The following is a 24269-nucleotide window of genomic DNA, read 5'->3' as shown; positions in this document are numbered from 1 at the left end:
TCGGCGATGCTCAGTGCTGGATCAGGCCGCCGACCGCGACCGAAGCGACATGGCCGGTCGCCGGTGCTGTCCGTGCCAGCTCAAGGCCGACGTCGACCAGCGATGAGCGGTGCAGACGAGGGACATCGGGGATCGCGGTCCAGACGGACTCGGCGATCTCGCCGCTCGGCTCAGGTCGCAGTTCACCGCCGGTGATACGGACCCGGTAGAAGACGCCGACATTCTGATGCTCGACTCCCGCACGCGCGGTCGACGCGGAGATCACCCTCGAGTCCACGCCCAGCAGGCGTTCGACCACCGCGTCGCAGCCGGTCTCCTCGCCAACCTCCCGGATCACCGCGTCGAACGGATCCTCCCCGTGCTCGACCCCGCCGCCCGGCAGGGTCCAGTTGCTCTCGCCCGTCGGCAGTACATGACGGGCGAGCAGCACGCGCCCGTCCACGATGGCCACGGCGTACGCCGCGAGCCGGAAGCTCATCCTTGGGTGCCGGCGTAGGCGACGAAGTCGCCCCAGGCGGTGGGGGTGAGAAGCAGGACCGGGCCGGTGGGGGTCTTGCTGTCGCGGACGAGTACGAGGGAGGGGTGGGCGTCCGCGAACTCGACGCAGTTACCGCCGTCCGAGTTGCTGTAGCTGGACTTACGCCACTGTGCGGTGCTCAGGTCGGGTCGGGGGCGCATGATGTGCCGTCCTCCAGCAGTTGCTTGATGAACGCCACGGACTTCCGGGGCGAGAGTGCCAAGTCTCGCAGGAGATCGTAGGACAACCGCAAGTCTTCAACGTCTTTGGCGGACTCAAGCAGTTGGCCGGAGTGCTGGTCCTCGGTGTAGGCGACGGCCTTGCCGTCCGGGAGCCACAGAATCGTGAGCGATGTGCCCATGAGGGCGTGTAGCCCCGCAGCGAAAGGCAACACCTGGATCGTGACGTTCGGCAGTTGGCTGACCGTCACGAGATGCTCGAGCTGGGCTTGCCACTCCTTGGGGTCATGTCCTCCTCGTCGCAGCACCGATTCATCGAGCATGGCCCGGTAGTACGGCGGGTGGTCACCCTGTAGCAGCTTTTGTCGTCCCAGCCGCGCCGCTACCTGTTCGGCCAGGTCTTCGTCGTCGCGCGGGCGGGCCGCCTGAAGTACCTCGCGCGCGTATCCCTCGGTCTGGAGCAGACCCGGAATGGTGCCGGCCGCGTACTCGTATCGAACCGTCGCTTTCGCCTCCAGCTTCATGAACCGCTTGTACTTGTCGGGGAACGCGTCCTCCTGTGCCAACTGCCACAGCATCATCAGGTGATCCCCCACCCCGTACACCGCGCTCAGCGCCGCGATCACCTCCGGGGACCCCACCCGCGCACCCGTCTCCAGCTTGTGCAGATACGCGCGGTCGTACGTCGTCTCCTCGCCCAGCGTGGCCAGGGACTTGCCCGACTCCTCCCGTAGCCGTGCCAGTTCCTTCGCCAGCATCTGCCGGGCCGACGGCCTCTGGCCCGCGTTCGGGTTCCGTGCGCCCATGACAACTCCCCTGTGTCCAACGGCAACCGGGCTATGGCCGAGCCCTTTTGGTCACGGCCTCACGTGCCGATTCTTGATGTACGGAACGTAATTGCGCAATGACGGAAAGGTGCGTCCCACTCATGTTCGAATCAGTTGAATCGATCGAACCGGGCGCTCGGACAGCGTCCCGCGTCGCCGACGACGTGGCCGAGTTGGATGCCGTCGTGCACGGCGGCGGCTTCTGGCGGCTGGTGCCCCACGTCGTCCCCCGTGTGTACGCATCCGTGACACCTGAGCTGCTTCGGCGCGTTGAACAAGGACTGAAGCGGGTCGCGGAGTGAGTCGCAGCGAGGCGCGACGGGTTCTGGCCCGGTTGATGAGTACGTACGGTACGGATGGGGTGCTGGTGGTGCGGAAACTGGACGGCGACGACGACACGGGACAGCTTCTGGGACCGGGGGCCGCGCTCGCGTGGCCCAAGTGCGAGTGCGGGAGCCCGAAGTGCCCGGACTATGTGGCGCCCACGACCATTTCGACGGAGCTGAGCGCGCGTCTGGCGGAGCGCAATCAGCACAGTCGGCGGGGGCGGTTGTAAGGGCGCTGGGCCCAGTCGCACCGGTGACAAGGGGCAGTTGGTGTGCGAAGGTCAAAACCCTTCTGTTATCGGGGGTTTTGGATGGCGATCACCGCTGGGTTACCGCTGGTGCTTCTGTGGCTGATATTGGGGCTGCTGCCCGTCCGGAACCCCTCCGCGCGGCGGCTGTGGATCGGTATCTACATCGGCATGTCGCTCGTCGCTCTGCTCATCGCGTATCTCTACAGCGAGCAGCGCACGTCGAGCATCTGGGACGAGTCCGCCGACGACGAATACGCCCCTCTGCTGTACGTCGCGGTCCTCGTCGTGCCGGGAATGCTGGCCGCGATGATCCGTCTGGTGGTGTCCCGGCCCGACCCGCCGACGCCGCCTCCGCCGGTCGTACAGTATCTGCCGCCGCCGTACCCGTATCCGCCGCAGCAGTACCCGCCCGCCCAGCAATATCCGCCGCAGCAGCATCCACAGCAGCAGTACCCGGCGCCGCCGTACCCCGACCCGCAGGCCAACCAGCCTCCTCCGCCTGCCGGTCCACCACCGGCCACACCGCCACCACCGCCTTCCTCACCTCCCACGATCTGAGAATCCCGCCAGGCCCGACGGGCGGCGGTACGCAGGCCGGATCACCAAGCGCTGTCTCACGGAGCTTCGGGTGTCGCGCACACGGTGAGAGCCGCAGCCTCTGTGCGAGGTGGAGCTATACGAGGTGGAGCTATACGAGGTGGAGCGCTGCCAGGCGGGGCAGCCGGCGGCTCATTTCCGCGTGGTCGCTGAAATCGAAGTCCCAGCCCGGGTCCAACGCCGCGTACCGGATGGAGAACGCGTCGTCGGGAAGCTCCGCGCCCGTCGCCTTGATATGGGCGTCCCATACGATGCCCAGCACCGACTCGCACTCCAGCTCGTCCCCCTCCGCCGCCGAAGCCCGTACGACAGGCAGCTCCGCGAGAGTGTCGGGATCGGCGACCACTCGCTCGAAGACCTGCTGCCCCCGCGCCAGCAACCAGGCGCGGAAGTAGTCGAATCCGTCGTCGGAGCAGCCGCCGTTGGTTATGTAGGCAGCCGCCCACAGCGGACTCGTGTACGAGTCGGCCATCAGGTCCCACAAGGACTGTTGGGCCGCGACGATCTCCTCGGCCGGGCGGCCGGCGAGGATTTCGCTTGCCCGGCGGGCGACCGCCTCGCCGTCCCCCGAGTCGGACACCTGATCGCGGGCAGCGTCGATGAGCTGCCAGAACTGCTGCTTGTTCATATCCAGATCATGGCACCCGGCACTGACAACGCGGCCGGAGACCAAACCGGACGCGCCCTCCGGCAGTTGTCGGCCGGAAGGCGCGTCTCGTGGTGGCGATCGGTGACTGGTGATCGGTGACTGGTGATCGATGTCGTGCCGTCGCCTGTGGAACAGGACTCAGGCGTTGCGGGCCGACCACCAAACCGGCAGTGCCGCGAGCAGTTGGCCGTAGACCTCCGCGTCCGGGAGGTCCTTGGGGGCCGGGCCCGCGTGGAAGAACGCCACGTTCGGCGCCTTCTCGTCCGCGCCCAGCTTGCGCGCGAAGTCGAAACCCTTCGCCTCGTGCTCGCCGAACGCCACGAACTGCCAGAACAGCGGCAGCTTCGCCGCGTCCGCGAACGCCTGCTCCGCCGCCTGCTTTGCGGTCGGCGCGCCGTCCGTCTGGAAGATCACCAGCGCCGGGCCGGTGCTGCCGGACTTCTCGTGCAGGGCGACGACCTCTTCCACCGCGCGGTGGTAGTTCGTACGGCCCATGTGGCCGAGCCCGGCGTGCAGTTCGTCCACCCGGTTCTCGTACGACGTGAGGGTGACCTCCCCCGTACCGTCGATGTCGGTCGAGAAGAAGACGACCTGCACGGTCGCCTTCTTGTCCAAGTGGGCCGAGAGCGCGAGCGTCTGCTCGGCGAGGTGCTGCGCGCTGCCGTCCTTGAAGTACGGGCGCATGGAACCCGAACGGTCCAGCACGAGATAGACGGTCGCGCGCTCCCCGGCCAGGCCGAGGTCCTTGAGCGCGGCGCCCGCGCTTTTGTACGCGTCGAGGAGGCCGGGCGCGCTGGTCTTGACGCGGGCGGCGGAGTACGCGGGCTTGCCCGCCGGCTCGGCTGCGGGCTCGGTCGCCAACGGCTCGGCTGCCAACGGCTCGGGGGTGGGGGTCGGTTCCGGTACGACGACCGGCTCCGGCTCGGGCTCGGGTTCCGGCAGGACGTCGGCGACCGGCTCCGGCTCGGGTTCCGGCTCGGGCTCGGGTACGACCTCCGCGACCGGTTCCGGTTCCGGTACGACGACCGGCTCGGGCTCCGGCTCCGGCTCCGGTACGACCTCCGCCACCGGCTCGACCACCGGTTCAGGCTCCGGCTCCGGCGTGGACTGGGCCTGCGCCTGGGCCGGGACCGTTGCCGTCTTCGGCTCCTCCCGCTTGGTCTGGGCCGGAACGCTGGGATTGTCGAAGGCGGCGGCGACCAGGTCCTCGGCCTTCTCCGCCTCCGTCTTCGTCCTGGACTTCTCCGCGAGGACCGGCTCCGCGGCGGGTGACGGCTCCTTGGCCGGGGCGGGCACCTTGGCGGTGGCCGTCGCCGTCGTGGCCGTGGTGGCCGTCGTCGTGGTCGTGGAGGGCGTTGTGGGCTCTGGCTGATGCGTGCGCTCGGTCTGGGCCGGCACTGTCGTGGCCACCGACTCGTCACGCTCCGCACGCTCGCGTCCAAACACCTTGCGCAGCAAGCTCCGAATGCCCATGGGCGAGCCTTTCAGATGAGTTGGGTGCGGCATATATCCGCACTTGGAACAGGGGATCCGGGGACGTGCCCCAACCAAAACTCAGCATCCCTGGCCACGGCGGATACGTAAGGTTAGCGGCCACCCGGCGCATGCCCCGGCAGGGGCGCCCCGCGACCTGGAATGTGACCCTCACGGATGTCCGTCCGGCGTACGGCCGAGGCCCCGGCGGAAGCCCCGTCCCAAGCCCCGCCGAACGCCCCGCCCCACGCCTCGCCGAACGTCTGCCGAAGCCCTGCCGATGCCGGTCAACTCACATTCATCACGCGTTCATCTTGAGGCCGCTGAACCGGGGGCCTACGCGCATAGCGTCGCCGCCGTACATATCCCGACACATTGTCGGCGCAGGGCGCGCCGAGTAGAGCCCATCGGAGGGGAAAGTGCGCAATCTGCTGCCGCTGCTGAACTCGCACCCGGGCGGACGTTCCGCCATGACCTGCCGTTACCGCTGCGGTGACGCGTGTTTCCACGAGACGCCCAACACCAGTGACAACGAGTACGTCGGCGACGTCATAGCCGGTGCGCTCTCCCGCCGCTCCGTCATGCGCGGCGCCGCCGTCGTGACCGTCGCCGCCGCAGCCGGTACGACCTTCGCCGCCGGCCCCGGCAACTCCCCGGCCGCCGCCGCCCCCCTTTCCGGCGACAGCAAGGGCGGCAAGACGCCCGACGGCGCCCGTGGACTGCGCTTCGCGCCCGTCGCGCCCAACACCGCCGACAAGGTGACCGTCCCCGACGGCTACTCGCAGAACATCGTCGTGCGCTGGGGCGACCCGATCCTGCGCGGCGCCCCGGAGTTCAACCCGGACAAGCAGACCGCCAAGGCGCAGGCCGGCCAGTTCGGTTACAACAACGACTTCCTGAGCCTGCTCCCGCTCAAGGGCGAGCGCGGAAAGCAGCTCCTCGTGGCCAACCACGAGTACACGGACGAGATCCTGATGTTCAAGGGATACGACTCCGCCAAGCCCACCCGCGAGCAGGTCGAGATCGCCTGGGCCGCGCACGGCCTGTCGGTCGTCGTCGTGGACGAGGAGTCCCGCACCGGCAAGCTCACCGTCGTACCGCGTCACGAGCTGAACCGCCGTATCACCGTCACCACCGAATTCCGGCTCACCGGACCGGCCGCGGGCAGCGCGCTCCTGCGCACCTCCGCGGACGGCACGGGCAAGAAGGTCTACGGCACGCTCAACAACTGCGCCGGTGGCACCACCCCGTGGGGCACGATCCTGTCGGGCGAGGAGAACTTCAACCAGTACTTCGCCAACGGATCGAGCGCCACCGACAAGCGTTACGGCATCGGCACCGCCGCCACCGAGCGCAAGTGGGAGCAGTTCGACAAGCGCTTCGACCTCAAGCAGGAGCCCAACGAGGCGCACCGCTTCGGCTGGGTCGTCGAGCTGGACCCGTACGACCCCGACTTCACGCCGCGCAAGCGCACCGCGCTCGGCCGCTTCAAGCACGAGGGCGCGCAGCCGCGCCTGACCACCGACGGCCGGGCCGTCGTCTACATGGGCGACGACGAGAAGTTCGACTACTTCTACAAGTTCGTGTCGTCCAAGGCGATGAAGAAGGGCGACAGCCGTTCCGCCCGGGAGCACAACCTCACGCTGCTGGACGAGGGCACGCTGTACGTCGCCAAGCTGACCGGCGACAGCCCGGCCGAGGAGTTCGACGGCAGCGGCAAGCTGCCCAAGGACGGCGAGTTCGACGGCTCCGGTACGTGGATTGCGCTCGCCACCGGCGATGTCTCGCACGTGCCCGGCATGACCGCCGAAGAGGTGTACGTCTTCACGCGCCTCGCCGGTGACAAGGTCGGCGCCACGAAGATGGACCGCCCCGAGGACGTCGAGCCCTCGCCGCGCACCGGCCGTGTGTACGTCGCGCTGACGAACAACAGCGACCGCGGCGCCGCGGGCAAGGCGGGCGCGGACGAGGCCAACCCGCGCAAGGCCAACAAGCACGGTCAGATCCTGGAGCTGGCCGAGAACTGGGACGACCCGGCGGGCGACGGCTTCGCCTGGCGGCTGTTCCTGGTCGCGGGCGACCCGAAGGACCCGGCGACGTACTTCGCGGGCTTCCCCAAGGACAAGGTCAGCCAGATCTCCTGCCCGGACAACGTGGCGTTCGACGCGCACGGCAACCTGTGGATCGCCACGGACGGCGCGCAACTCGGCTCGCACGACGGTCTGTTCGGTGTGGCGACGCAGGGCGAGCGGCGCGGTGAGCTGAAGCAGTTCCTCACCGTCCCGAACGGCGCGGAGACCTGCGGCCCGATCGTCCAGGACCGGCGCGTCCTGGTGGCGGTGCAGCACCCGGGCGAGATCGACGGCGCGACGGTGGAGAACCCGCTGAGCGCGTGGCCTGACGGGCGCGGCAAGATGGTCCGCCCGTCGGTGGTGGCGGTCTGGCGCAAGGACGGCGGCGACATCGGCGTCTGATGTTCTGACGTTCTGATGTAGGTCGGTGCTCGATCGCCGGACGGGCTGCTTCTTCCGAAGCCCGTCCGGCGATCGCCGTTACCTGCCCCCTACGTACCCCCTACGTACGCGCGTCGTGGGCCAGCAGCGCCAGTTGGAGGCGGTTGTCCAGGCCCAGCTTGGCCAGCGCGCTGGAGATCGTCGCCTTCACCGTGCCCACGGAGACGTACAGCCGCTCGCTGATCTCCGTGTTGGACAGCCCCTCCGCCACCGCGCCCGCGATCTCGCGTTCGCGTTCCGTGAGCAGCGCGAGCCGTCTCGTCGCCTCCGCCGCGCGCTCGGGTGCCGCCGCGTGGTCGATCAGGGCGCGGGCCGCGGACGGGGAGAGGACCGGTTCGCCGCGTGCCGCGCGGTGGACCGCCTCGACGATCTCCTCCGGTTCGGTGTGCTTGAGCAGATAGCCGGCGGCCCCCGCGCGCATGGCGCGCAGCACCGTACTGTCCGAGTCGAAGGTCGTCAGCACGATCACCCGGGGGACGGGCTCCGTGCCGCCCGCGCCCTCCGCGCCCTCCGCGACCGTCAGTTGGCGGGTCGCCGTGATGCCGTCCATGACGGGCATCCGGATGTCCATCAGGACGACATCGGGGGCCGTGTCCCTTACGGCGTCGGCGACTTGGGCGCCGTTGGCGACCTCGGCGACGATCTCGATGCCGTCCGCACCGCGCAGCATCATCCTGAGCCCGGCGCGGACGAGGGCGTCGTCGTCGGCCAGCAGTACGCGGATCATCTGCCCTCCGTCGGAGCCGGGCCGGTGGCCGGGGGTGAGTACCACGGTAGCCGGGCGCTCAGGGTGAACGTGCCGTTCACGGAGCCGTGACGCAGTGTGCCGCCGTCAAGCTCGACGCGTTCGTGCAGACCGGTGAGGCCCGCCCCGGCGCCGGGGATCTCCGACTCGGTCACTCCGATCGGCAGCGGATTGCTGACCTCGACCGTCACCTCGGTAGGAGGTGAGCCCGCGCGCACGCTCACCGTCACGTGTGAACCGGGCGCGTGCTTACGGGCGTTGGTCAGGCCCTCCTGGACCACGCGGTAGACGGTCCGCTGGAGCTGCGGACGTGGTGCGGGGGAGCCGGTGCCGTCCTCCTTCGTCTCCGTACGGAAGTCCACCGTCTGGCCCGCCGCGCGCGCCTCGTCCACGAGGGCTTTCAGGTCGGCCATCTTCGGCTGGGGCGGGGCGGTCTCACCGTCCCGCGTCTCGGTGTTCTCGGCGTTCTCGGTGCGGAGCACGTACAGAACATCGCGCAGCTCGTCCAGCGCCTGGTGCGCGTTGTCACGGATGACCTGCGCGCTTTCGGCGATCTCGGTGCCGTTCAGCTCCGGGCCGACCCCCGCGACGGAGCGCCGTGTGCGGTACGCGAGGGCCCCGGCGTGCACGGACAGCAGCGAGATGCGGTGGGCGAGCACGTCGTGCATCTCGCGTGCGATCGCGGTGCGTTCGGCGCGACGGGTGTCGACGAGACGGCGGGCGTGCTCCGCGCGCTCCCGGTCGGCGTCCTCGCGCAGCTTCAGTACGAGGAGGCGGCGGGCGCGGAACGCGGTGCCCCAGGCGAAGAAGACCAGGTAGTAGGCGAGTACGAAGCCCGCGACCAGCCAGCCGCCCTCGTACGGGACGGTGAGGAGCAGCACGTACGGCGCGCCGGCGGCGATCATCAGGCACAGCACCGGCACCGAGCGCTGCCAGGGGACGCGCATCGCCAGGTTGAGGATGATCACCGAGCCCGCGCCGAAGGTGGTGTTGGCCAGCGCGCCCGAGGGCACCGAGAGGAGTGCCACGAGGAGCGGAAAGCGGCGGCGCCACCAGAGGGAGAGGCAGGCGAGCGCGCCGAGGGGCGCGTCCACCGCGGCCATCCAGTCCGGGAGGTGCCCGTACGCGGGCAGTTGGTAGGTCAGGATCAGGGCCCACCAGCCCACGGCCCAGGCGAAGACGGAGGCGTCGACGATCCAGTCACGGGCGGTGCGGCGGGCGGGTCCGCCGACCGGCCCGTTTCGTGCTGCGCCGCCCTCGACGTGGAAGGCCGGCGCGCCGGGCAGCATCGACCTCGACACGGAGTCGGGCCGGTGGCTGTCTTCGAGCGGATGGCTCATGCTCCGAGCCTAAGCGGGCGCCGCCGTACGTCACGCTGTCGCACATCTCCTGGCCGATCGGCCAGCAGTCCTGGCCGCTCGGCCAATGGCCCTCCCGGGGGACGCGGCGGAACGCTGGAGCCATGAGTACCCACAGACACGGACCCGCCTTCGAGATGGTCGGACTGACGAAGGTCTTCAACGAGAAACGGGCCGCCGACACGGTGAACCTCTCCGTACCGCGCGGCTGTCTGATGGGCCTGGTCGGCCCGAACGGCGCGGGGAAGACGACCTCCCTGTCGATGGCGGTCGGGCTGCTGCGCCCGACCAGCGGCACCGCGCGGGTGCTCGGCGTCGACGTATGGGAACGCCCCGAGGAGGCGAAACGCCTGCTCGGCGTCCTGCCGGACGGCCTCGCCCTGCCCGAGCGGCTGACGGGCGGTGAACTGCTCACGTACTGGGGCCAGTTGCGCGGCATGGATCGTACGACCGTCCAGGCGCGCACCGCCGAACTGCTGCGGGTCATGGAGCTGACCGAGGCCGAGGAGGCGGGGACCCTCGTCATCGAGTACTCGACCGGTATGCGCAAGAAGATCGGCCTCGCGACGGCGCTGCTGCACGCGCCGAAGATGCTGGTGCTCGACGAGCCGTACGAGGCGGTCGACCCGGTCTCGGCGCGCGTACTGACCGGCATCCTGCGCCGCTTCACGGCCGCCGGCGGTTCGGTGATCGTCTCCAGCCATGTGATGCCCCTGGTGGAGCGGATCTGCGAGCGGGTGGCGGTGATCGCGGACGGGCAGGTCCGCGCGGACGGCACGCTGGCGGAGGTCAGCGGGGAGGGGACGCTGGACGATGCCTTCGTGCGGCTTGTGGGGCGCGACGGCATGGATGAGGAAGAGCTGACCTGGCTGGGGGCGGAAGCGTGACCGCGGCCATGAACGGGAGCGGGAGCGGTACGGGGAGCGGTACGGAGGGTGGCGCGGCGGGTGGTGCGGAAGCCGGTACGGAGGGTGGCGCGGCCGGGATGGCGCTGGCACCCACCGTCACCGCCCTCGTCCGCCTCAAACTGACCATCCTCGGCCACTCCTCCGAGGGGCTGAGGCTGGGCCGGGTCGTCTTCTGGCCGCTGTCCGTCCTCGCCACCTGGGCGGTCGTCGTCCTCGCCGACGGGGCCGCCGCGCGGCGCGATGTGCTGCTGCTCACCCTGGCCGTGTGGGGTGTCGGCTGGATGCTCGGCCCGGTGCTCGCCTCCGGCGCGGGCGTCCTGCGCCCCGCGTACTTCTCGCTGCTGCCGCTGAACCGGCGCAAGCTCGGCCTCGCGCTGCTCGCCGCGGCGTGCGTCGGCTACGGTCCCGTCGTCAGCCTCCTGTCGCTCGCGTCGACGGCCGTGCACGCAGTCGACCTGGCCCCCGCCGCCGTGCCGGTCGCGCTGCTCTCCGTCGTACCGACACTGCTGTTCATGGTCGCGCTGTCCCGCATCGTGTACGCGCTGATGGGCTCGGCCATGGGCTCGCGGCTCGGCGTGGCCATGTCGTCCGTCCAGTACGGGCTGCTCGTCGCCGCGCTGTTCGTCGGCTGGCTCGCTGTCGCCGGTACGTCGGAGGGCGTCGTCAAGGTCGTACGGGAGGGCCTGCCCGGACGGACGGCGGCCCGGGTGCTCGAGGCGTCCCCGACGTCGTGGCCGGTGCTGGCCGTCGAGGCGGCGGCCGACGGACGCCCCGCCGTCGCCGCCGGGTGGCTGCTCGCGCTGACCGCCGCCGCCGGTGTCCTGGCCGGGCTGTGCGCCCTGCTGCTGACGCCGAAGGCCCCGGCCAGGATCGCCCGGCGCAGATTCCGCCCGCTGGGCAGCGACGTGCTGACCGGCCGGCCCGTGCTGCCCGCCACTCCGCTCGGCGCCGTCACGGGCAAGGAGCTGCGCCAGTGGTGGCGCGACCCGTGGCGGTCGCTGGAGTTGCAGACCGGTATCTGGACGGGCGTCTTCGTCGCAGTGATCTGTCTGATCGCCGACAAACCGGGGATCCTGCCGTTCGCCGGGCTGTCGATGGTGATGCTGACGGCGCTGGGCAGTTGCAATCTGCTCGGCCAGGACGGCACCGCATTGTGGCTGACCGTGGTCGGCGCCGAGAAGGGCACGGTCCGCGCGGACATCCGGGGCCGGCAGACGGCGCTGCTGATTCTCTTCGGACCGCTGTCGGTCGTCATGACGGCGGTGTTCATCCTGGTCTCGGGCGAGCACTGGGCGTGGCCGCTGGTGCTCTCGCTGCTGCTGTCGCTGTTCGGCTCGGCGGTCGGAGTCGCCGTGCTGCTGTCGGTCGTGGCGGCGACGCCGGGTGTCGACCCCAAGTACCGGGTGGGGCCCAACGACGCCGGGGACACCACATACCAGATCTGGATCGGTGTATACGCCACGCTGATCCCGGCCCTCCCCACGGCGGCGGTCGGACTCACCGGCCAACTGACGGGGACCACCTGGCTGACATGGGCGGCGGTCCCGCTCGGGCTGGCCAACGGTCTGCTCGCCTTCTGGTGGCTGGGCCGCCTCGCCCACCGCCGCTTGGAAACGCGGCTGCCGGAGACGTTCGTACGGCTGCGTTACGGCAAGGCCATCGCCGCACAGCAGTCCGCGGCGGTGGCTGCCAAGGGCTGGCTGGACGGACTGGAACGGGGCTCGATCAAGAGCAACGAGGAGCGGAGCCCGGTGGGGACGTGAGGGGTGGGCCCGGGTGCGGGTACGGGGGTCCCGCACCCGGGCTCCGCCCCCGGAACTCCGTTGCCTCCCCCGCCCCCGTCGCCTATGGTCGACCCCGTCCTTGTCGTCTCCGATAGAGGTGGACGTTGCGCATCTGAGGTTCGCGATCAGCACGCCGTACGGCTCCACGGCTTCTTCGTCGTTTCCAGCCGTACGCCCGCGTGGCAGCGACCTCGATGCCTGTGCCGTCCGTGACCTCTCGGGCGGCGGCCGCATCCCCTCCCTGGGCTCAGGCCCGCCGGCCCGTCGTACGGGCCCGGTCGCCGCGTGGTGGTCGCATTCGACGTCCCCCGTCCCACCGCGCCCCACGAGGACACCACCATGGCTCTGCCCAGCAACGCCGGTAACCCCAGCAACGCCGGCACCCCGACCACCCCCAGCGCCTCCCTGACCTGCTCCGCGCTGTCCTTCCGGTGGGCGGACGGCACGCCCGTCTTCGACGGGCTCTCCCTCAGCGTCGGACGCGGCCGTACCGGCCTCGTCGGCGCCAACGGGACCGGCAAGACCACCCTCCTGCATCTGCTGGCGGGCGAGCTGCGGCCCTCCGGCGGGTCGGTCACCGTGGGCGGCAGCCTCGCCTACCTGCCGCAGAACATCACCCTCGACACCGCCCTGCGCGTCGATCAGGCCCTGGGCATCGCCGAGCGGCGCGACGCGCTGCGCGCCATCGAGAGCGGAGACGTACGCGACGAACACTTCGAGACCGTCGGCGAGGACTGGGACGTCGAGGAACGCGCGATCGCCACGCTCGGCTCGCTCGGGCTCGGCGCCATCGACCTCGACCGCACCGTGGGAGAGATCTCCGGCGGTGAGACGGTCCTGCTGCGCCTGGCCGCGCTGCTCCTGGAGCGTCCCGACGTCCTGCTGCTGGACGAGCCGACGAACAACCTGGACCTGCCGGCCCGCCGCAGGCTCTACGAGGCCGTCGACTCCTGGCGCTCCGGCGTGCTGGTCGTCGTCAGCCACGACCTCGAGCTGCTGGAGCGCGTCGACCGCATCGCGGAGCTGCGGAACGGCTCGGTGAGTTGGTACGGAGGCGGCTGGTCCGCGTACCAGGAGGCGCTTGCCACCGAGCAGGAGGCGGCGGGGCGCATGCTGCGCGCCGCCGACGCGGACGTACGCCGGCAGAAGCGGGAGCTGGAGGAGACGCACGTCAAGAACGCCCGCCGGCAGCGGCACGACAAGAAGCTCAACGCCCAGCGCAAGTCCCCGAGGATCGTCGCGGGCGAACGCAAACGGTCCGCGCAGGAGTCGGCGGACAAGCTGCGCGTGCTTCAGGAGGAACGGCTGAGCGAGGCGCGCGAGCGCCGCGAGGAGGCGGCGGACGCGATCCGCGAGGACGCCGAGATCCGGGTGAGCCTGCCCCGTACCGCCGTGCCCGCGGGCCGTACCGTGCTGACCCTGCGTGACGTACGGCCCCGCCACGGGAGGCTGCGCGAGGGAACCCTCGACGTGCGAGGGCCCGAACGGATCGCTCTCGTCGGGCGCAACGGATCCGGCAAGACGTCCCTGCTGCGCACGCTCACCGGAGAGCTGGCGCCGCTGTCGGGCGAGGCGAGGACCTTCGTACCGCTGCGGTTCCTGCCGCAGCGTCTCGATGTGCTCGACCCGGAGCTGAGCATCGCGGCGAACGTCACGCGCCTGGCCCCCGGTGTCACCGACAACCACGTCCGCTCGCAGCTCGCGCGCTTCCTCTTCAAGGGCGCGCGGGCCCAGCAGCTCGCCGGGACACTCTCGGGCGGCGAACGCTTCCGCGCGGCGCTCGCCGCGATGATGCTCGCCGCGCCCGCCCCGCAACTGCTGACGCTGGACGAGCCGACGAACAGTCTCGATGTCGCCGCCGTGCGGCAGTTGACGGGCGCGCTGGAGTCCTACGAGGGCGCGCTGTTGATCGCGAGCCATGATCTGCCTTTCCTCGAATCGGTCGGGATCACTCGGTGGCTGGTGGTCGGGGAGGAGCTGCGGGAGACGTCGGCGGACGAGGTGCGGGAGGCGCTGGAGGCGTCGTCGGAAATGCCCGGGGCGCCGCGGGCGGACACGCTCTAAGCTCGGGAGCATGGCTGCTGCTGAAGCTCATGCCGGGAACGGGGACCAGGGGTCGGTACGCGCGGACGTCTGGATCTGGTCCGTACGGCTGACGAAGACCCGCTCCCAGGCGGCGTCCGCCTGCCGCGCGGGCCACGTCCGCGTCAACGGCGAGCGGGTGAAGCCCGCGGCTCCGGTCAAGGTGGGCGACGAGATCCGTGTCCGGCACGCGGAGCGCGAGCGCCTGGTCGTGCTCACGCGGATCGTCCGCAAGCGGGTGGGCGCGCCGGTGGCCGTCCAGTGCTACGTGGACAACAGCCCACCGCCCCCGCCCCGCGAGTTCGCCGGCCCGGTGGCGGTCCGCGAACGCGGCGCCGGCCGCCCGACGAAGCGCGAGCGCCGCGTACTGGACGAACTCCAGGGCCACTAAGCCCTGTTGGGGACGTCCGGCACCGGGGTCCGCTGCTCGCGGATCAGCCTTCGGCCGCCCCGTACAGAGGGACGCGTCCGTGACCGCCGCGCTCACCGGGCGTGAGACCGAGACGCTACGGCTCGTGGCGCGGGGGTTGTCCGACCAGGAGAGCGCCGCCCGGCTGACGGTGAGCACGGAGACCGTGAAGACCCATGTGGGCAACGTGCTCGCCAGGCTGGGCGTCGGCAACCGCACCCAGGCCGTCGTCCTGGCCTTCGGGACGGGGGTGGCCGACCCGGGGGCACGCTTCGATCCGGGTCCACCAACCCGCTAGTAGGACCGCGAAGTGGTGGTCGAGGCGGTGAAGTTCAACTTTGCGTGGTCAGCTCCCGTGTACGGACAGTAAAAGGCCCCGCCGTGGGGAAGGTCATCTTCATGAACCACGACTGTGACCAGCACTGTGACCAGCACATGAAGCTACGACTCCCCCGCCATCCCCGCAGCGTCGGCCGAGGGCGGGAGGCATTGCGGGAGATCATGGGTCTGTCGGGCGAGTTGGGCGAGACGGCGGCGCTGCTGCTGTCGGAGTTGGTCACCAACGCGCTGCGGCACGGATCGCCGCCGGGACGGGAGATCGTGGTGACCGCGTGGCGGGCCGACGGGCTGCTCCGGATGGAGGTCGAGGACGCGGGGGAGACGCTGCCCCAGCCGCGTACGCCCGATCCCGGTCCCGACCTCGCTTCCGATTCCGACCCCGACGAGTGCGGGCGCGGTCTCGCGCTGGTCACCGCGCTGGCGGAGAACTGGGGGGTGGAGCCGAGGAAGGGGCCGGGGAAGCGGGTCTGGGTGACGTTGAAGGCGCCCGACCATTGAAGGTGCCGGCGGGGTCCGCGCGGTGTCGGTGTTCACCCACGATGTGACGTGATCGCCTGCGCCGCCCGCAACTCCTGTCGCAGCGGCGCCAGTACGCCCTCCTCGTCGGCCGCCGTCCACCCTTCGCGTACGTCCACCAGGACGACACTGGAGCGCACCCGCGCCGCCAGTTCCCGCAACTGCTTCTCCGCGTCCGCGATTTCGGCCGTGCCGGGCGGCGGCGCCCCGTGGTTGACGCGTACCCGGGCCGCCGTCGTCGCGTCGATGATCCGTTCCAGCGCGACGACCAGCGGCCACCAGGCGGCGGCGCGCGTGCCGGTGGGCGGCGGTTCCGTGAGCGCGCGCTGGAACTCGGTGCGTACGACGGACAGATCGCGGTAGATGACGCGCCTGCGCCGTACCCGCTCCGCCTGGTTCGCCGCCGTTTCCGCCGTTTCCGCCGCCAGTTCCCCAGCCGTTGCGCCCGTCGGCAGCGCCGCTGTTGACGTGTCCGCCGACGCCTCCCCCGACGCCCCCGGGCCGAACGCGTACGCCAGGTAGTCCGCCGTGTCCTCGACGGCGTCCGCGAGCCGGTCGCCGATCCGGGTGTGCCAGCTCTCCGGCCAGAGCAGATAGCCCGCGACCAGCGCGATCGCGCAGCCGATGAGACTGTCCACGAGACGCGGCACGACCAGGGCGAACCCCTCGCGGTTGAGCACGTCGGACAGCAGCAGGATCACGGGGGTGATGGCCGCCGTCTGGAAGCCGTAACTCTTCGCCGAGACCGCCGGGATGAACGCGGCGAGCACCACCATGACCGGCACGTCCCACCAGCCGCGCGGTACCTGCGACAGCACGGCCGCGGCGACGACGAGACCGGCCGCCGTACCGAGCGCGCGCAGGACGGCGCGCGAGAAGACCGAGCCGAAGTCCGGCTTGAGGACGAAGGTGACGGTGAGGGCGACCCAGTACGAGCGTGGTACCTCGATCACCGACACCAGGGACTGGGCGAGACCGATGCACAGCGCGAGGCGCAGCCCGTAGCGCCAGGACGACCCGCTGAACAGCATGTCGCGCCCCGCCCGCCGGATCCGGACGCCGAGGGCGGCGGGCAGGCCGAGGCGGTCGTCCACGTTGTACGGGTCGGGGTCGGCCTTGTGCACGACGGACGCGGCGTGCCGCAGCGCGGCGTCGACGGCCCGCTCGGACGGGGTGCCGGCGGGCGGCAGATCGAGGTCCGCACCGCCGAGCCGGCCCTCCTCGACCGCCTGCGCCAACTTCCGTACGGCGGACGGGATCTCGTCCGGCAGCGGGCGGCGCCGCAGATGGGCGGCGGGCGCGGCCTCGACGAGCGGGATGAGCACGTTGAGCTGCGAGAGCAGCCGTACGAGCGGGCCGCGTCTGCCGTGGTCGCGGGCGCGGCGGGCGAGGACGAGGTCGTACGCCTGGTTCAGCGCGGCGGTGACGGCCTGCCGCTTCGCGTCGTAGTCCGAGCCCGAGCCCGGGTCTTCGCGGCCCGCCGACTCCAGCAGATCGGCGCAGGCGCGGTACGCGTCGGCGACGGCGGTGCGCTCCGCGACCCGCCCCCGGAACGGCCAGCCGAGCAGGGACAGCGCGAGCACGAAGAGTCCGCCGCAGGAGAGCAGCAGCGGAGCCAGCCACCAGGGGTGGGGCATGGGGAGACCGGCACCGACGACCGCGTTCAGGAGCAGGAGCAGCCCGGAGACCGAGGCCACCGCGCCGATCGAGGAGATCATCCCGGAGACGAGCGCCACGAGGGTCAGTACGACGACGGCGAGCCAGCCGTGGCCGAAGACGAGGGTGCCGAGGGTGACGCCGATCGCGCCGAGGAGCTGGGGGATCGCGATGTTCAGTATCCGCAGCCGGTAGGCGTCGGCGGTGTCGCTGATCACGCCGGACAGGGCGCCCATGGCGGCGAGGGCGCCGTATGTGGGCCGGTCGACGGCGAGTCCCACGGCGAGCGGCGCGGCGAGCGCGACGGCGGCACGGACGACGGCCGCCCACGGGATGGGGGCGGGCGTCGGCCGCAGGCCGCTGAGCAGCCACTCGGGAGGCGCGAGCCGGACGGCCGGCCGTGCGCCGGGCCTTGCGCCGGGTCGTACACCGGGCCTTGCGCCGGGCGGGTCGGGGCGGGGAGAGATCACGGTCGACACAGTGGCTTACGGGGGGTGGGGCTGTCAGCCCCGGGGTGGGGGCGCGGCGGTCCGAGTTGCCGCGGGACGTCGGCGGGTGTGCCCTGGAAAGGGGACGAGCGGGAGGAGTTCTCGGCCATGGCCACACAGGCACCGACGTCCACACCCAGGACCCCGTCCGGGCCCCGGCACGCGCGCCCGTCGCGCTTCGCGCGGCGTTCGCCGGGCCACTCCCCGGGAAGCGGGAGGCGCCGCATCCCCATCCACACCGTGGCGTGGCCGGTCTCGCTGGGCATCCTCTACGGCATCTGGGCCCCGTTCATCCAGCGCCACGGCTCCCCGCTCAACGCCCTCCAGATCACCCTCGGCGTGGTCTCGGGCCTCGCGGTGGCCGTGCTCGTCTTCGTACTGATGCGGCTTCCGACGACGATGGCGACCGAGCTGCGCGCGATGGCCTACGGCACGGTGGCGGGCGTGTCGGTGGGGTTCCTGCACAGCCTCACGTACGCGAGTGTGCTGCGGTCGTCCGGCATCGGGTTGACGGTGGGGGTGGCGACCGCGGTGGCGACGTTCTACTTCTTCCATACGCGGGAGGACTGAGCGGCCCGACGAGTACGACGGCGTCGGGGCGCGACCAGGTCCGGGGGTGTCAGGAGCGGCCGTAGCCCATGAGGGGCGGGGTGCGCAGGGCGATCACGGCGATGTCGTCGTGGCCGTCGCTGGGGTGGTGGTCGGCCAGCGCGAGGCACAGCTCCTCCGGGTGCCGGCCCGCGTGCCGGGCGGCCGTGACCGCCAGCGCGTCCATGCCCACGTCCAGCGACTGTCCGGGGCATTCCACCAGGCCGTCGGTGAAGAAGACGATGGTGCTGTCGATGGGCACCATCTGGGAGTGGTCGGGGCGAGGCAGCTCGGTGGCGACCCCGAGAGGGACCCCGGGCTCGGTGTCGAGGTACCGCGTGCGGCCGTCCGGCAGCAGCAACAGCGGCGGCGGGTGTCCGGCGCTGGTCCAGCGCAGCAGCCAGCCGCCCTCGGCGGGTTCCAGGCGGCCCAGCAGGGCGGTGGCGATAGGGACGTCCGCCCAGGCGTGCATGATGCGGTCGAGCTGGGTGAGGATGCTGCCGGGCGGGGTGCGCCTGTCGTAGCACAGGGCCCGCAGCATGTTGCGGATCTGCGACATGTTGGCCGCCGCCCACAGGTCGTGGCCGACCACGTCCCCGACCATCAGCGCGCAGGCGCCGTCCGGCAGGAGCAGGGCGTCGTACCAGTCCCCGCCCAGTGCGGCGGGGGCGCTGGCGGGCCGGTAGGCCGCACCCGCCGTGAAGGGACGCAGGTCCGGCAGTTGCGGTAGCAGCAGCCGCTGGAACTGTTCGGCGCTGCGGCGCACCTGTTGGTAGAGACGGGCGTTCTCGATGGCCACGCCCGCTGTGCCCGCGAGTGCGAGGATCACCCGCTCGTCGTGCCGGTCGAAGGGCCGCCCGTCCTTGCGTTCGGAGAGGTAGAGGTTGCCGTAACTCCCGCCGCGTCCGCGGATGGCGACACCGAGCAGGGAGCGCATGGGCGGATGTCCGGGCGGGAAGCCGGCCGACTCCGGGTGCGTCGAGATGTCGGTCACCCGCAGCGGTTCGGGGTGGCGGATCACATGTCCCAGCAGGCCGCGTCCGCGTGGGAGTTCAACGCCTTCCAGGTCCGCCAGTTCCTTCGCCGTGAGTCCCAGCGGGATGAACTCGGACAGGAACTCGCCGTCTTTGTCGAGCACTCCCATCGCTCCGTAGCGGGCACCGGCCAGCTTCATCGCGGTGCTGACGATACGGCGCAGGACCGTGGGCAGTTCCAGTTCGCTGGAGATGCTGAGCACTGCCTTGAGCAGTTCCTGGAGGGCGCCCTGGGCACGGGCCAAGGTGTGCAGTTGTTCGCTGATCCGGTCGAGGTCCGAGCTGAGCGGCAGGTTCAGCAGCGACACGTAGGACTCCCCCGTCGTGGTCTCCCCGGTCGTGGACTCCCCCTGCGGGTCCTGCGGGTCCTGCGGGTCCTGCGGGTCCTCGTCCCGGTCTCCCGTGTCCTGCGGGTCCTCCGCCATCGCAACCGCCTCACTCGCGCCGTCCACTCCGGGTATCCCCCGGCCCCTATCTGAACGGCGGTCCGTGCCCACCGCCGAGCGACTGGCCGCACAGTTCCGGCAGACACCCGGTCGGCGCAGATGCCCGGCCCGGGGTGGCCGGGCCTGGGTGGCCGGGCCCGTGTCACCAGGTGCGGTACGCGGACAGCGGGCGTACCCCCTCGCCCCAGCGCGCCGCGACGACCATGTCCCCCTGGACGTGCACCCCTTGGAGTACGCAGCTCTCGTTGTCCGCCTCCCCGGACCGTCCGCGACGCCGACTGTCGCGTTGTCCTTCTCCGGCGCGAACTCGCCGTGCTCGCCTGCGGCCTCGATCCGGCCCAGCAGGCGGCCCTCCGGACTGAACGACAGGATGGGGCCGTCCCGGCCGTCGCCCTCCGTGATCTGGACGACCAGCGGGTGGCGAGCTTCAGTTCGGAGCCGCACTCCAGGACCGCGACCACGTGACGTTTAGCTGCCTCCGCCCGGTACGACGGGTTGCACCCCTGGGGCAGATCGGCCGTCCTCCCACCGCTCGGCCCCCGACTTTGACGTCGAACCCGGTCACCGCGCCGAACCGGGACCGCACGACAGTGTCCCGACGCGGGCCCCCGGACCCCCTGCGCGCCGACCGTCTCTGACGGTCCCGGCAGGGAAGAGGCGGGCAGGGCGCTGGAGTCGTTGAGGTCGGCCTCCGGTGTCCTGTCCGTCTACCACCCACCGTCCACCGTCCACCGTCCCAACCCCGTTGTCAGACCCCCCGCCTACGCTTTTCGCAGTACGCAACGAGAGCGGAAATCAAGAAGTCGGGGGACTATGATGGACGGTTCGTCAGAAGTGGGCAGCGGCTACCAGCCGCATCGGGCGTTGTTCGCGGTGTTCGCCGCGCAGTTGCGTGGGGGCGACCACCAGGCGGCCTTGGCCGCCGCGCGGACGGCACACGACCAAGTGCTTGCCGCCGGGGATGAGGACCTGCTCGGTGTGGCGTTGAACTGCCTCGGTCTGGCTCAGTTCGAGCTTGGCGAGTTCGCCTCCGCAGCCCAATCGCACCAGCGCTCCAAGGACCTGAGCGGGCGTTCCGACGTACGCGGGTTCGCCGCCCTGCGAGGCAGCCTCGCCAGGATCGCGGCCGGCGAGTCCGTCGCGTATCCGGAGGTCTGGGAGGCCGACTCCGCCCCCGGCCAACTGGCCGCGCTCGCGCGCAGCGAGCACCCGCACCTGGCTCCGGCGGCCGGTGTCGAGCTGGGCCGGCTGCTGCGCGGTGAGGGGCACTCCCTGGCGGCGATCCGCGCCTTCCGGGGTGTGGTCGACTCCGGTCACCCCTGGTTCCGGCCGCAGGCCGCCGTGCCACTCGCGGAGTTGCTGCGCGAGGGCGGTGACCACGACGGCGCCGCCCGGCTCCTGGACCACGCCCGGCCGGAGGCCGACGTACCCGACCTGGTCGATCTGGCGCTGGCCCCGTTGGACGATCCGCAGGGACCGTCCTTCTGGCTGGCCCCGGTCCGGCCCGGTCTCGACCACTACCGGGCGGGCGAACTGGCCGCTGCACGCGCGGAGTTGACTGCCACCGCTGCCAGCGACTGGCGACACGCCGCGCACCAGGCAGTCACCGTGCTCGCGGGCATCGAACTGCGGCACGGCGATCCCACAGCCGCCCGCCAACTCCTGGGTGGCCTCGCCGAGTCCGCCGGCTTCACCTACGGCCCGCGCGCCGCCGTGGCCCTGGCCGTCCTGGACGCCGCCGAGGCCGTCGACTCGGTCGGGGTCCTCGCCCGCTACCTGACCCGCGACCAGGACGTACTGGACGATCTGGAGGCACTGGCCGAGGGCCGACACCCATTGGCCGCGGTGTCCGCCGCCCTGCTCGGTGACCTGCTCGGTGACCTGCCAGGCGACAGCCGGCCCGGAGCGGGCCCCGGGCAGGCCAGGGCCGTGCAGTCCGAGGACAGGCTGGCGGCCGGCTACACCGCCTATCTGGCAGCGATCAATCTGACGACGTGGGACAACGCCGAGCACGTCGTGGACGCGCTCGCCGACGCCTACGAATCCTCGTCCCCCGTGCTGCCCTGGGCCGCAGTCCGGCTCGGCGAGGCGAGCCTGGCCGACGTCTACCGGATGGGCGACAGCCAGTCGTGCTTCCACTGCTCGCTGGACACAGGTCACCGCGCGCTCATGCCCCGCGCCGCACTCGGGCTGTTCAACTCGTCGCCGTCGGACAGCTACTCGGCGGAGGAGCGGTACGAACTGGCCGAGGAACTGCTGACCGGCGACCTGCCCGCCGAGGCGGTTCCGCCGCTCGCCTGGCTGGTGGCCGAGAAGCTGATCACCTATGAGGACGACCTGGACGGCGGACGGGCGGCGCTGGAGCGGATTTCCGCGTCCGATCCCGGGTTCGGTGCCCCGGCGCTGGCCGTGCGGCTGCTGCTGGACGGGGACGTCGACGGTATGCGGTCGGTGTTCGAGCGGCGGCTGGCACGGGGTGATGGCCAACTGCTGGAGATGGCCTCCGAACGCTGCATGTCGGTGCTCTGGAAGCTGCCCGACACCTCGGCCGTCACCCGGCAGGCCCTCCTTGTGCTGGCCGATCTGGGCGACCGTAGCGCCCCCCTGGCCTCCAAAGTGCTGGAGCGGTTGGCCAAGGTCTGCCAGGTCCAGCACGACCTGGAGGGCGAACTGGCCGCCACGGAAGCGCTGTACCTGCGCCGCCAGGGCGGCCACCCAGGAGGCGGGGTGCTGGAGATCGCCCGCCGCTCCTACCTCGCCGGTGATCTCGACCGGGCGATCGAGCTGTACGAGCGGGTCAGCACCCCGGAGTTCCTGCTGGCGCGCGGCAAGGCGGGCGTCGACCTCGGCGTGCTGTTCCGGCACCAGGGCCGGCCCGAGAAGGCTCAGGAGCTGTCGCCGGCCGGTGTTGATGCGGAGCACTGCTTCAAGCTGGGCACCGATCTGGAGGGGGCCGGGCGGGGCGACGAGGCCATCCTCGCCTGGGAGTTGATCGCCGATACGGACGACGTCACCTGGGCGGTCCGTGCCAACCACCACCTGGGCAAGGCGTACGCGGACCGAGGTGAGACCGGCGCGGCGATCGCCGCCTACCGGCGGGCCGGTGCGACCCGGGACTCCTTCTTCAGCGCGATTTCCTGGTACGAACTCGGCTGTCTGTACCAGGACCAGGGGAATCTCGCGTTGGCCAAGGAGACCCAACAGCTCGGGGCCGACGTGGGGGCCAGGCTGAACAAGGACGATGAGTTCGTCCTCGGTCTGTGCCAACTCCGGCTGGCTCAACTGGCGAAGCTGTCCGGCGACACCGACGAATCCCGGCGCCGGTATCTGGACATGGTCGACAACTCCGATCGGGGTACGGCGGCGATGGCGGCGATGATGCTGGGCGCCGATGCCAAGGAACGCCGGGACGTGGCCGAGGCGCGGCGCTGGTATCAGTGGGTGATCGACTCCGGTGACATATTCCAGCGCGAGCTGGCTTTGGCCCACCTCGGCGAGCTGTACTACTGGGTCGGCGACCGGGACCAGTCGCGTGCGTTCTACCTGCGAGCCCTCAACTCCACCAGGAGCAACCCGGATCTGGTCGCCGAGGCCGCCTACCGGCTCGGGGAGATGGCCGGTGAGGACGGCGACACCGACCAGGCCGTGCGCTACCTGGAGCGGGCGTGGGAGACCGGCGATGCCACCTTCGGGCCCCAGGCCGGCGAGCTGCTGGGCCGCCTGGTCGGAGGATGATGCCGCTCGCGTCGATCCGGTGAACCAAGCCGTTGGGCCCGGATCGGCCGCCGCAGGCGTGGGCGGTCGATCCGGGCCCGGTGGGGTGTGCGACGTGTCCGGCGCACCGTCCCGGGGCGGTGCGCCGGGGTGGATCAGGTCACCTTGGTCGCGATCCAGGTGCTCAGCTCGTACCGGGCGCCGATCACATTCAGTGTTCCCGCCGCTATCCGGTCCGCTATCGCCGTTTCCGCCATGAGCTTGTTCCGTATGAGCCGGACATTCTGGTTGACCGTCAGGTTCGTCCGGTCCGGGGTGCCGACCGGGGGTATCGCGGGCTTGATCGCCTCGGTCAGGAACTTCAGACGGGGCGAGTAGTCGGGGCCGGGTGGTGTGTCCAGCACGCTGATCGCCTCGTTCACCGCGCCGCACTTCTCGTGCCCCAGCACGACGATGAGTTTCACGCTGCTTTGTTTCGCGGCGTACGTGGTGCTGCCGTAGACCGCCTCGTCCAGCACCTGACCGGCGGTCCGTACGACGAACAGGTCGCCGAGCCCCTGATCGAATATCAGCTCCGGCGGTACGCGGGAGTCGATACAGCCCACGATCATCGCCCAGGGGTGCTGGGACAGCGTGGCGGCCTGGTTCCGCGCGACGCTGTCCTCGCGCGGGTGCACCTGTCCTTCCACCAGCCACCGGTGGTTGACGTCGAACAGCAGTTGCTCTGCGGCTTGCGGGGTCGCGGGCTTGGTGCCGGGCGGGTACTGCTCCCACATCGGGACCGTGCGCGGTGCCGCCACGGCGGGCGCGGCGCCGCCCAGTGTCAGCCCGGTTCCGGCGACCAGCCCGCCGGCGACCATGCCGCGTAAC

General features: G+C 71.1%; 22 protein-coding genes. 12 read left to right on the top strand and 10 right to left on the bottom strand.

From position 1 onward, the window contains the following. Positions 1-10: 10 nt before the first annotated feature. The 3 genes from OG329_RS19925 to OG329_RS19915 are packed head-to-tail and all read right to left on the bottom strand — an operon-like array spanning position 11 to position 1502. On the bottom strand, positions 11-478 hold the full coding sequence (locus tag OG329_RS19925) for an NUDIX hydrolase (RefSeq protein ID WP_405796898.1): 468 nt from the start codon (positions 476-478) through the stop codon (positions 11-13). Then, positions 475-678, bottom strand: coding sequence for a DUF397 domain-containing protein (locus OG329_RS19920; RefSeq protein WP_405796896.1), 204 nt, complete (start codon positions 676-678; stop codon positions 475-477). The genes OG329_RS19925 and OG329_RS19920 overlap by 4 nt, the downstream gene beginning before the upstream one ends. Continuing rightward, on the bottom strand, positions 657-1502 hold the full coding sequence (locus tag OG329_RS19915; RefSeq protein ID WP_405796895.1) for a helix-turn-helix domain-containing protein: 846 nt from the start codon (positions 1500-1502) through the stop codon (positions 657-659). Before OG329_RS19915 ends, OG329_RS19920 begins: the two co-directional genes overlap by 22 nt. Positions 1503-1624: 122 nt before the next feature. Between OG329_RS19915 and OG329_RS19910 the strand changes: the two genes are divergently transcribed. The 3 genes from OG329_RS19910 (at position 1625) to OG329_RS19900 (ending at position 2658) form a co-directional block, all read left to right on the top strand. After that, positions 1625-1825, top strand: coding sequence for a hypothetical protein (locus OG329_RS19910; protein WP_405796893.1), 201 nt, complete (start codon positions 1625-1627; stop codon positions 1823-1825). Between the two features lie 35 nt (positions 1826-1860). Further along, complete coding sequence (locus tag OG329_RS19905) at positions 1861-2079, top strand: hypothetical protein (protein WP_405796891.1); 219 nt, start codon at positions 1861-1863, stop codon at positions 2077-2079. 81 nt (positions 2080-2160) lie between these two features. Beyond that, positions 2161-2658 (top strand): hypothetical protein, encoded by a 498-nt coding sequence (locus tag OG329_RS19900; RefSeq protein WP_405796889.1) that lies wholly within the window; start codon positions 2161-2163, stop codon positions 2656-2658. A 130-nt stretch (positions 2659-2788) separates the two neighbouring features. Here the strand turns inward: OG329_RS19900 and OG329_RS19895 are convergent, their stop codons facing one another. After that, the gene (locus OG329_RS19895) at positions 2789-3325 is read right to left on the bottom strand and encodes a DUF4240 domain-containing protein (RefSeq protein ID WP_405796887.1); all 537 of its coding nucleotides are present in this window, start codon (positions 3323-3325) and stop codon (positions 2789-2791) included. 159 nt (positions 3326-3484) lie between these two features. Further along, entirely contained in the window at positions 3485-4819 is a 1335-nt protein-coding gene (locus OG329_RS19890) for a VWA domain-containing protein (RefSeq protein WP_405796885.1), read from the bottom strand. Positions 4820-5238: 419 nt separating this feature from the next. On the opposite strand from OG329_RS19890, the gene OG329_RS19885 reads away from it, so the two are divergent. Next, positions 5239-7293, top strand: coding sequence for a PhoX family protein (locus OG329_RS19885; protein WP_405796884.1), 2055 nt, complete (start codon positions 5239-5241; stop codon positions 7291-7293). A 100-nt stretch (positions 7294-7393) separates the two neighbouring features. Here the strand turns inward: OG329_RS19885 and OG329_RS19880 are convergent, their stop codons facing one another. Together OG329_RS19880 and OG329_RS19875 are read right to left on the bottom strand one after the other, a co-directional pair. Further along, positions 7394-8059, bottom strand: coding sequence for a response regulator (locus tag OG329_RS19880; RefSeq protein ID WP_405796883.1), 666 nt, complete (start codon positions 8057-8059; stop codon positions 7394-7396). Beyond that, positions 8056-9417, bottom strand: coding sequence for a sensor histidine kinase (locus OG329_RS19875; protein WP_405796881.1), 1362 nt, complete (start codon positions 9415-9417; stop codon positions 8056-8058). Before OG329_RS19875 ends, OG329_RS19880 begins: the two co-directional genes overlap by 4 nt. A gap of 122 nt (positions 9418-9539) precedes the next feature. Here OG329_RS19875 and OG329_RS19870 point away from each other — a divergent pair, with 122 nt between their 5' ends. The 6 genes from OG329_RS19870 (at position 9540) to OG329_RS19845 (ending at position 15455) form a co-directional block, all read left to right on the top strand. Beyond that, the gene (locus tag OG329_RS19870) at positions 9540-10322 is read left to right on the top strand and encodes an ABC transporter ATP-binding protein (RefSeq protein ID WP_405796880.1); all 783 of its coding nucleotides are present in this window, start codon (positions 9540-9542) and stop codon (positions 10320-10322) included. Continuing rightward, on the top strand, positions 10319-12106 hold the full coding sequence (locus OG329_RS19865) for a hypothetical protein (RefSeq protein ID WP_405796879.1): 1788 nt from the start codon (positions 10319-10321) through the stop codon (positions 12104-12106). Before OG329_RS19870 ends, OG329_RS19865 begins: the two co-directional genes overlap by 4 nt. A gap of 360 nt (positions 12107-12466) precedes the next feature. After that, on the top strand, positions 12467-14191 hold the full coding sequence (locus OG329_RS19860) for an ABC-F family ATP-binding cassette domain-containing protein (protein WP_405796877.1): 1725 nt from the start codon (positions 12467-12469) through the stop codon (positions 14189-14191). Positions 14192-14201: 10 nt separating this feature from the next. Continuing rightward, positions 14202-14600, top strand: coding sequence for an RNA-binding S4 domain-containing protein (locus OG329_RS19855; protein WP_405796875.1), 399 nt, complete (start codon positions 14202-14204; stop codon positions 14598-14600). Between the two features lie 79 nt (positions 14601-14679). Next, a complete protein-coding gene (locus OG329_RS19850) occupies positions 14680-14916 on the top strand; it encodes a response regulator transcription factor (protein WP_405796873.1) in 237 nt (78 codons plus the stop codon). 101 nt (positions 14917-15017) lie between these two features. Then, positions 15018-15455 (top strand): ATP-binding protein, encoded by a 438-nt coding sequence (locus OG329_RS19845; RefSeq protein WP_405796871.1) that lies wholly within the window; start codon positions 15018-15020, stop codon positions 15453-15455. 32 nt (positions 15456-15487) lie between these two features. Here the strand turns inward: OG329_RS19845 and OG329_RS19840 are convergent, their stop codons facing one another. Next, a complete protein-coding gene (locus OG329_RS19840; RefSeq protein ID WP_405801924.1) occupies positions 15488-17497 on the bottom strand; it encodes an FUSC family protein in 2010 nt (669 codons plus the stop codon). A gap of 228 nt (positions 17498-17725) precedes the next feature. On the opposite strand from OG329_RS19840, the gene OG329_RS19835 reads away from it, so the two are divergent. Beyond that, the gene (locus OG329_RS19835; RefSeq protein ID WP_405796870.1) at positions 17726-18187 is read left to right on the top strand and encodes a hypothetical protein; all 462 of its coding nucleotides are present in this window, start codon (positions 17726-17728) and stop codon (positions 18185-18187) included. A gap of 49 nt (positions 18188-18236) precedes the next feature. Here the strand turns inward: OG329_RS19835 and OG329_RS19830 are convergent, their stop codons facing one another. Further along, a complete protein-coding gene (locus OG329_RS19830; protein ID WP_405796868.1) occupies positions 18237-19664 on the bottom strand; it encodes a PP2C family protein-serine/threonine phosphatase in 1428 nt (475 codons plus the stop codon). Between the two features lie 837 nt (positions 19665-20501). On the opposite strand from OG329_RS19830, the gene OG329_RS19825 reads away from it, so the two are divergent. Further along, positions 20502-23420, top strand: coding sequence for a tetratricopeptide repeat protein (locus OG329_RS19825; protein WP_405796867.1), 2919 nt, complete (start codon positions 20502-20504; stop codon positions 23418-23420). Positions 23421-23554: 134 nt separating this feature from the next. On the opposite strand, the gene OG329_RS19820 is transcribed toward OG329_RS19825, so the two are convergent. Further along, the gene (locus OG329_RS19820; protein WP_405796865.1) at positions 23555-24259 is read right to left on the bottom strand and encodes a carbonic anhydrase; all 705 of its coding nucleotides are present in this window, start codon (positions 24257-24259) and stop codon (positions 23555-23557) included. Positions 24260-24269: the final 10 nt, after the last annotated feature.

It is taken from the genome of Streptomyces sp. NBC_01506 (assembly GCF_045040295.1).
Lineage (GTDB): Bacteria > Actinomycetota > Actinomycetes > Streptomycetales > Streptomycetaceae > Streptomyces.
The sequence above is the reverse complement of the archived record's forward strand: the minus strand, read 5'-3'. Positions and strand labels throughout refer to the sequence as shown.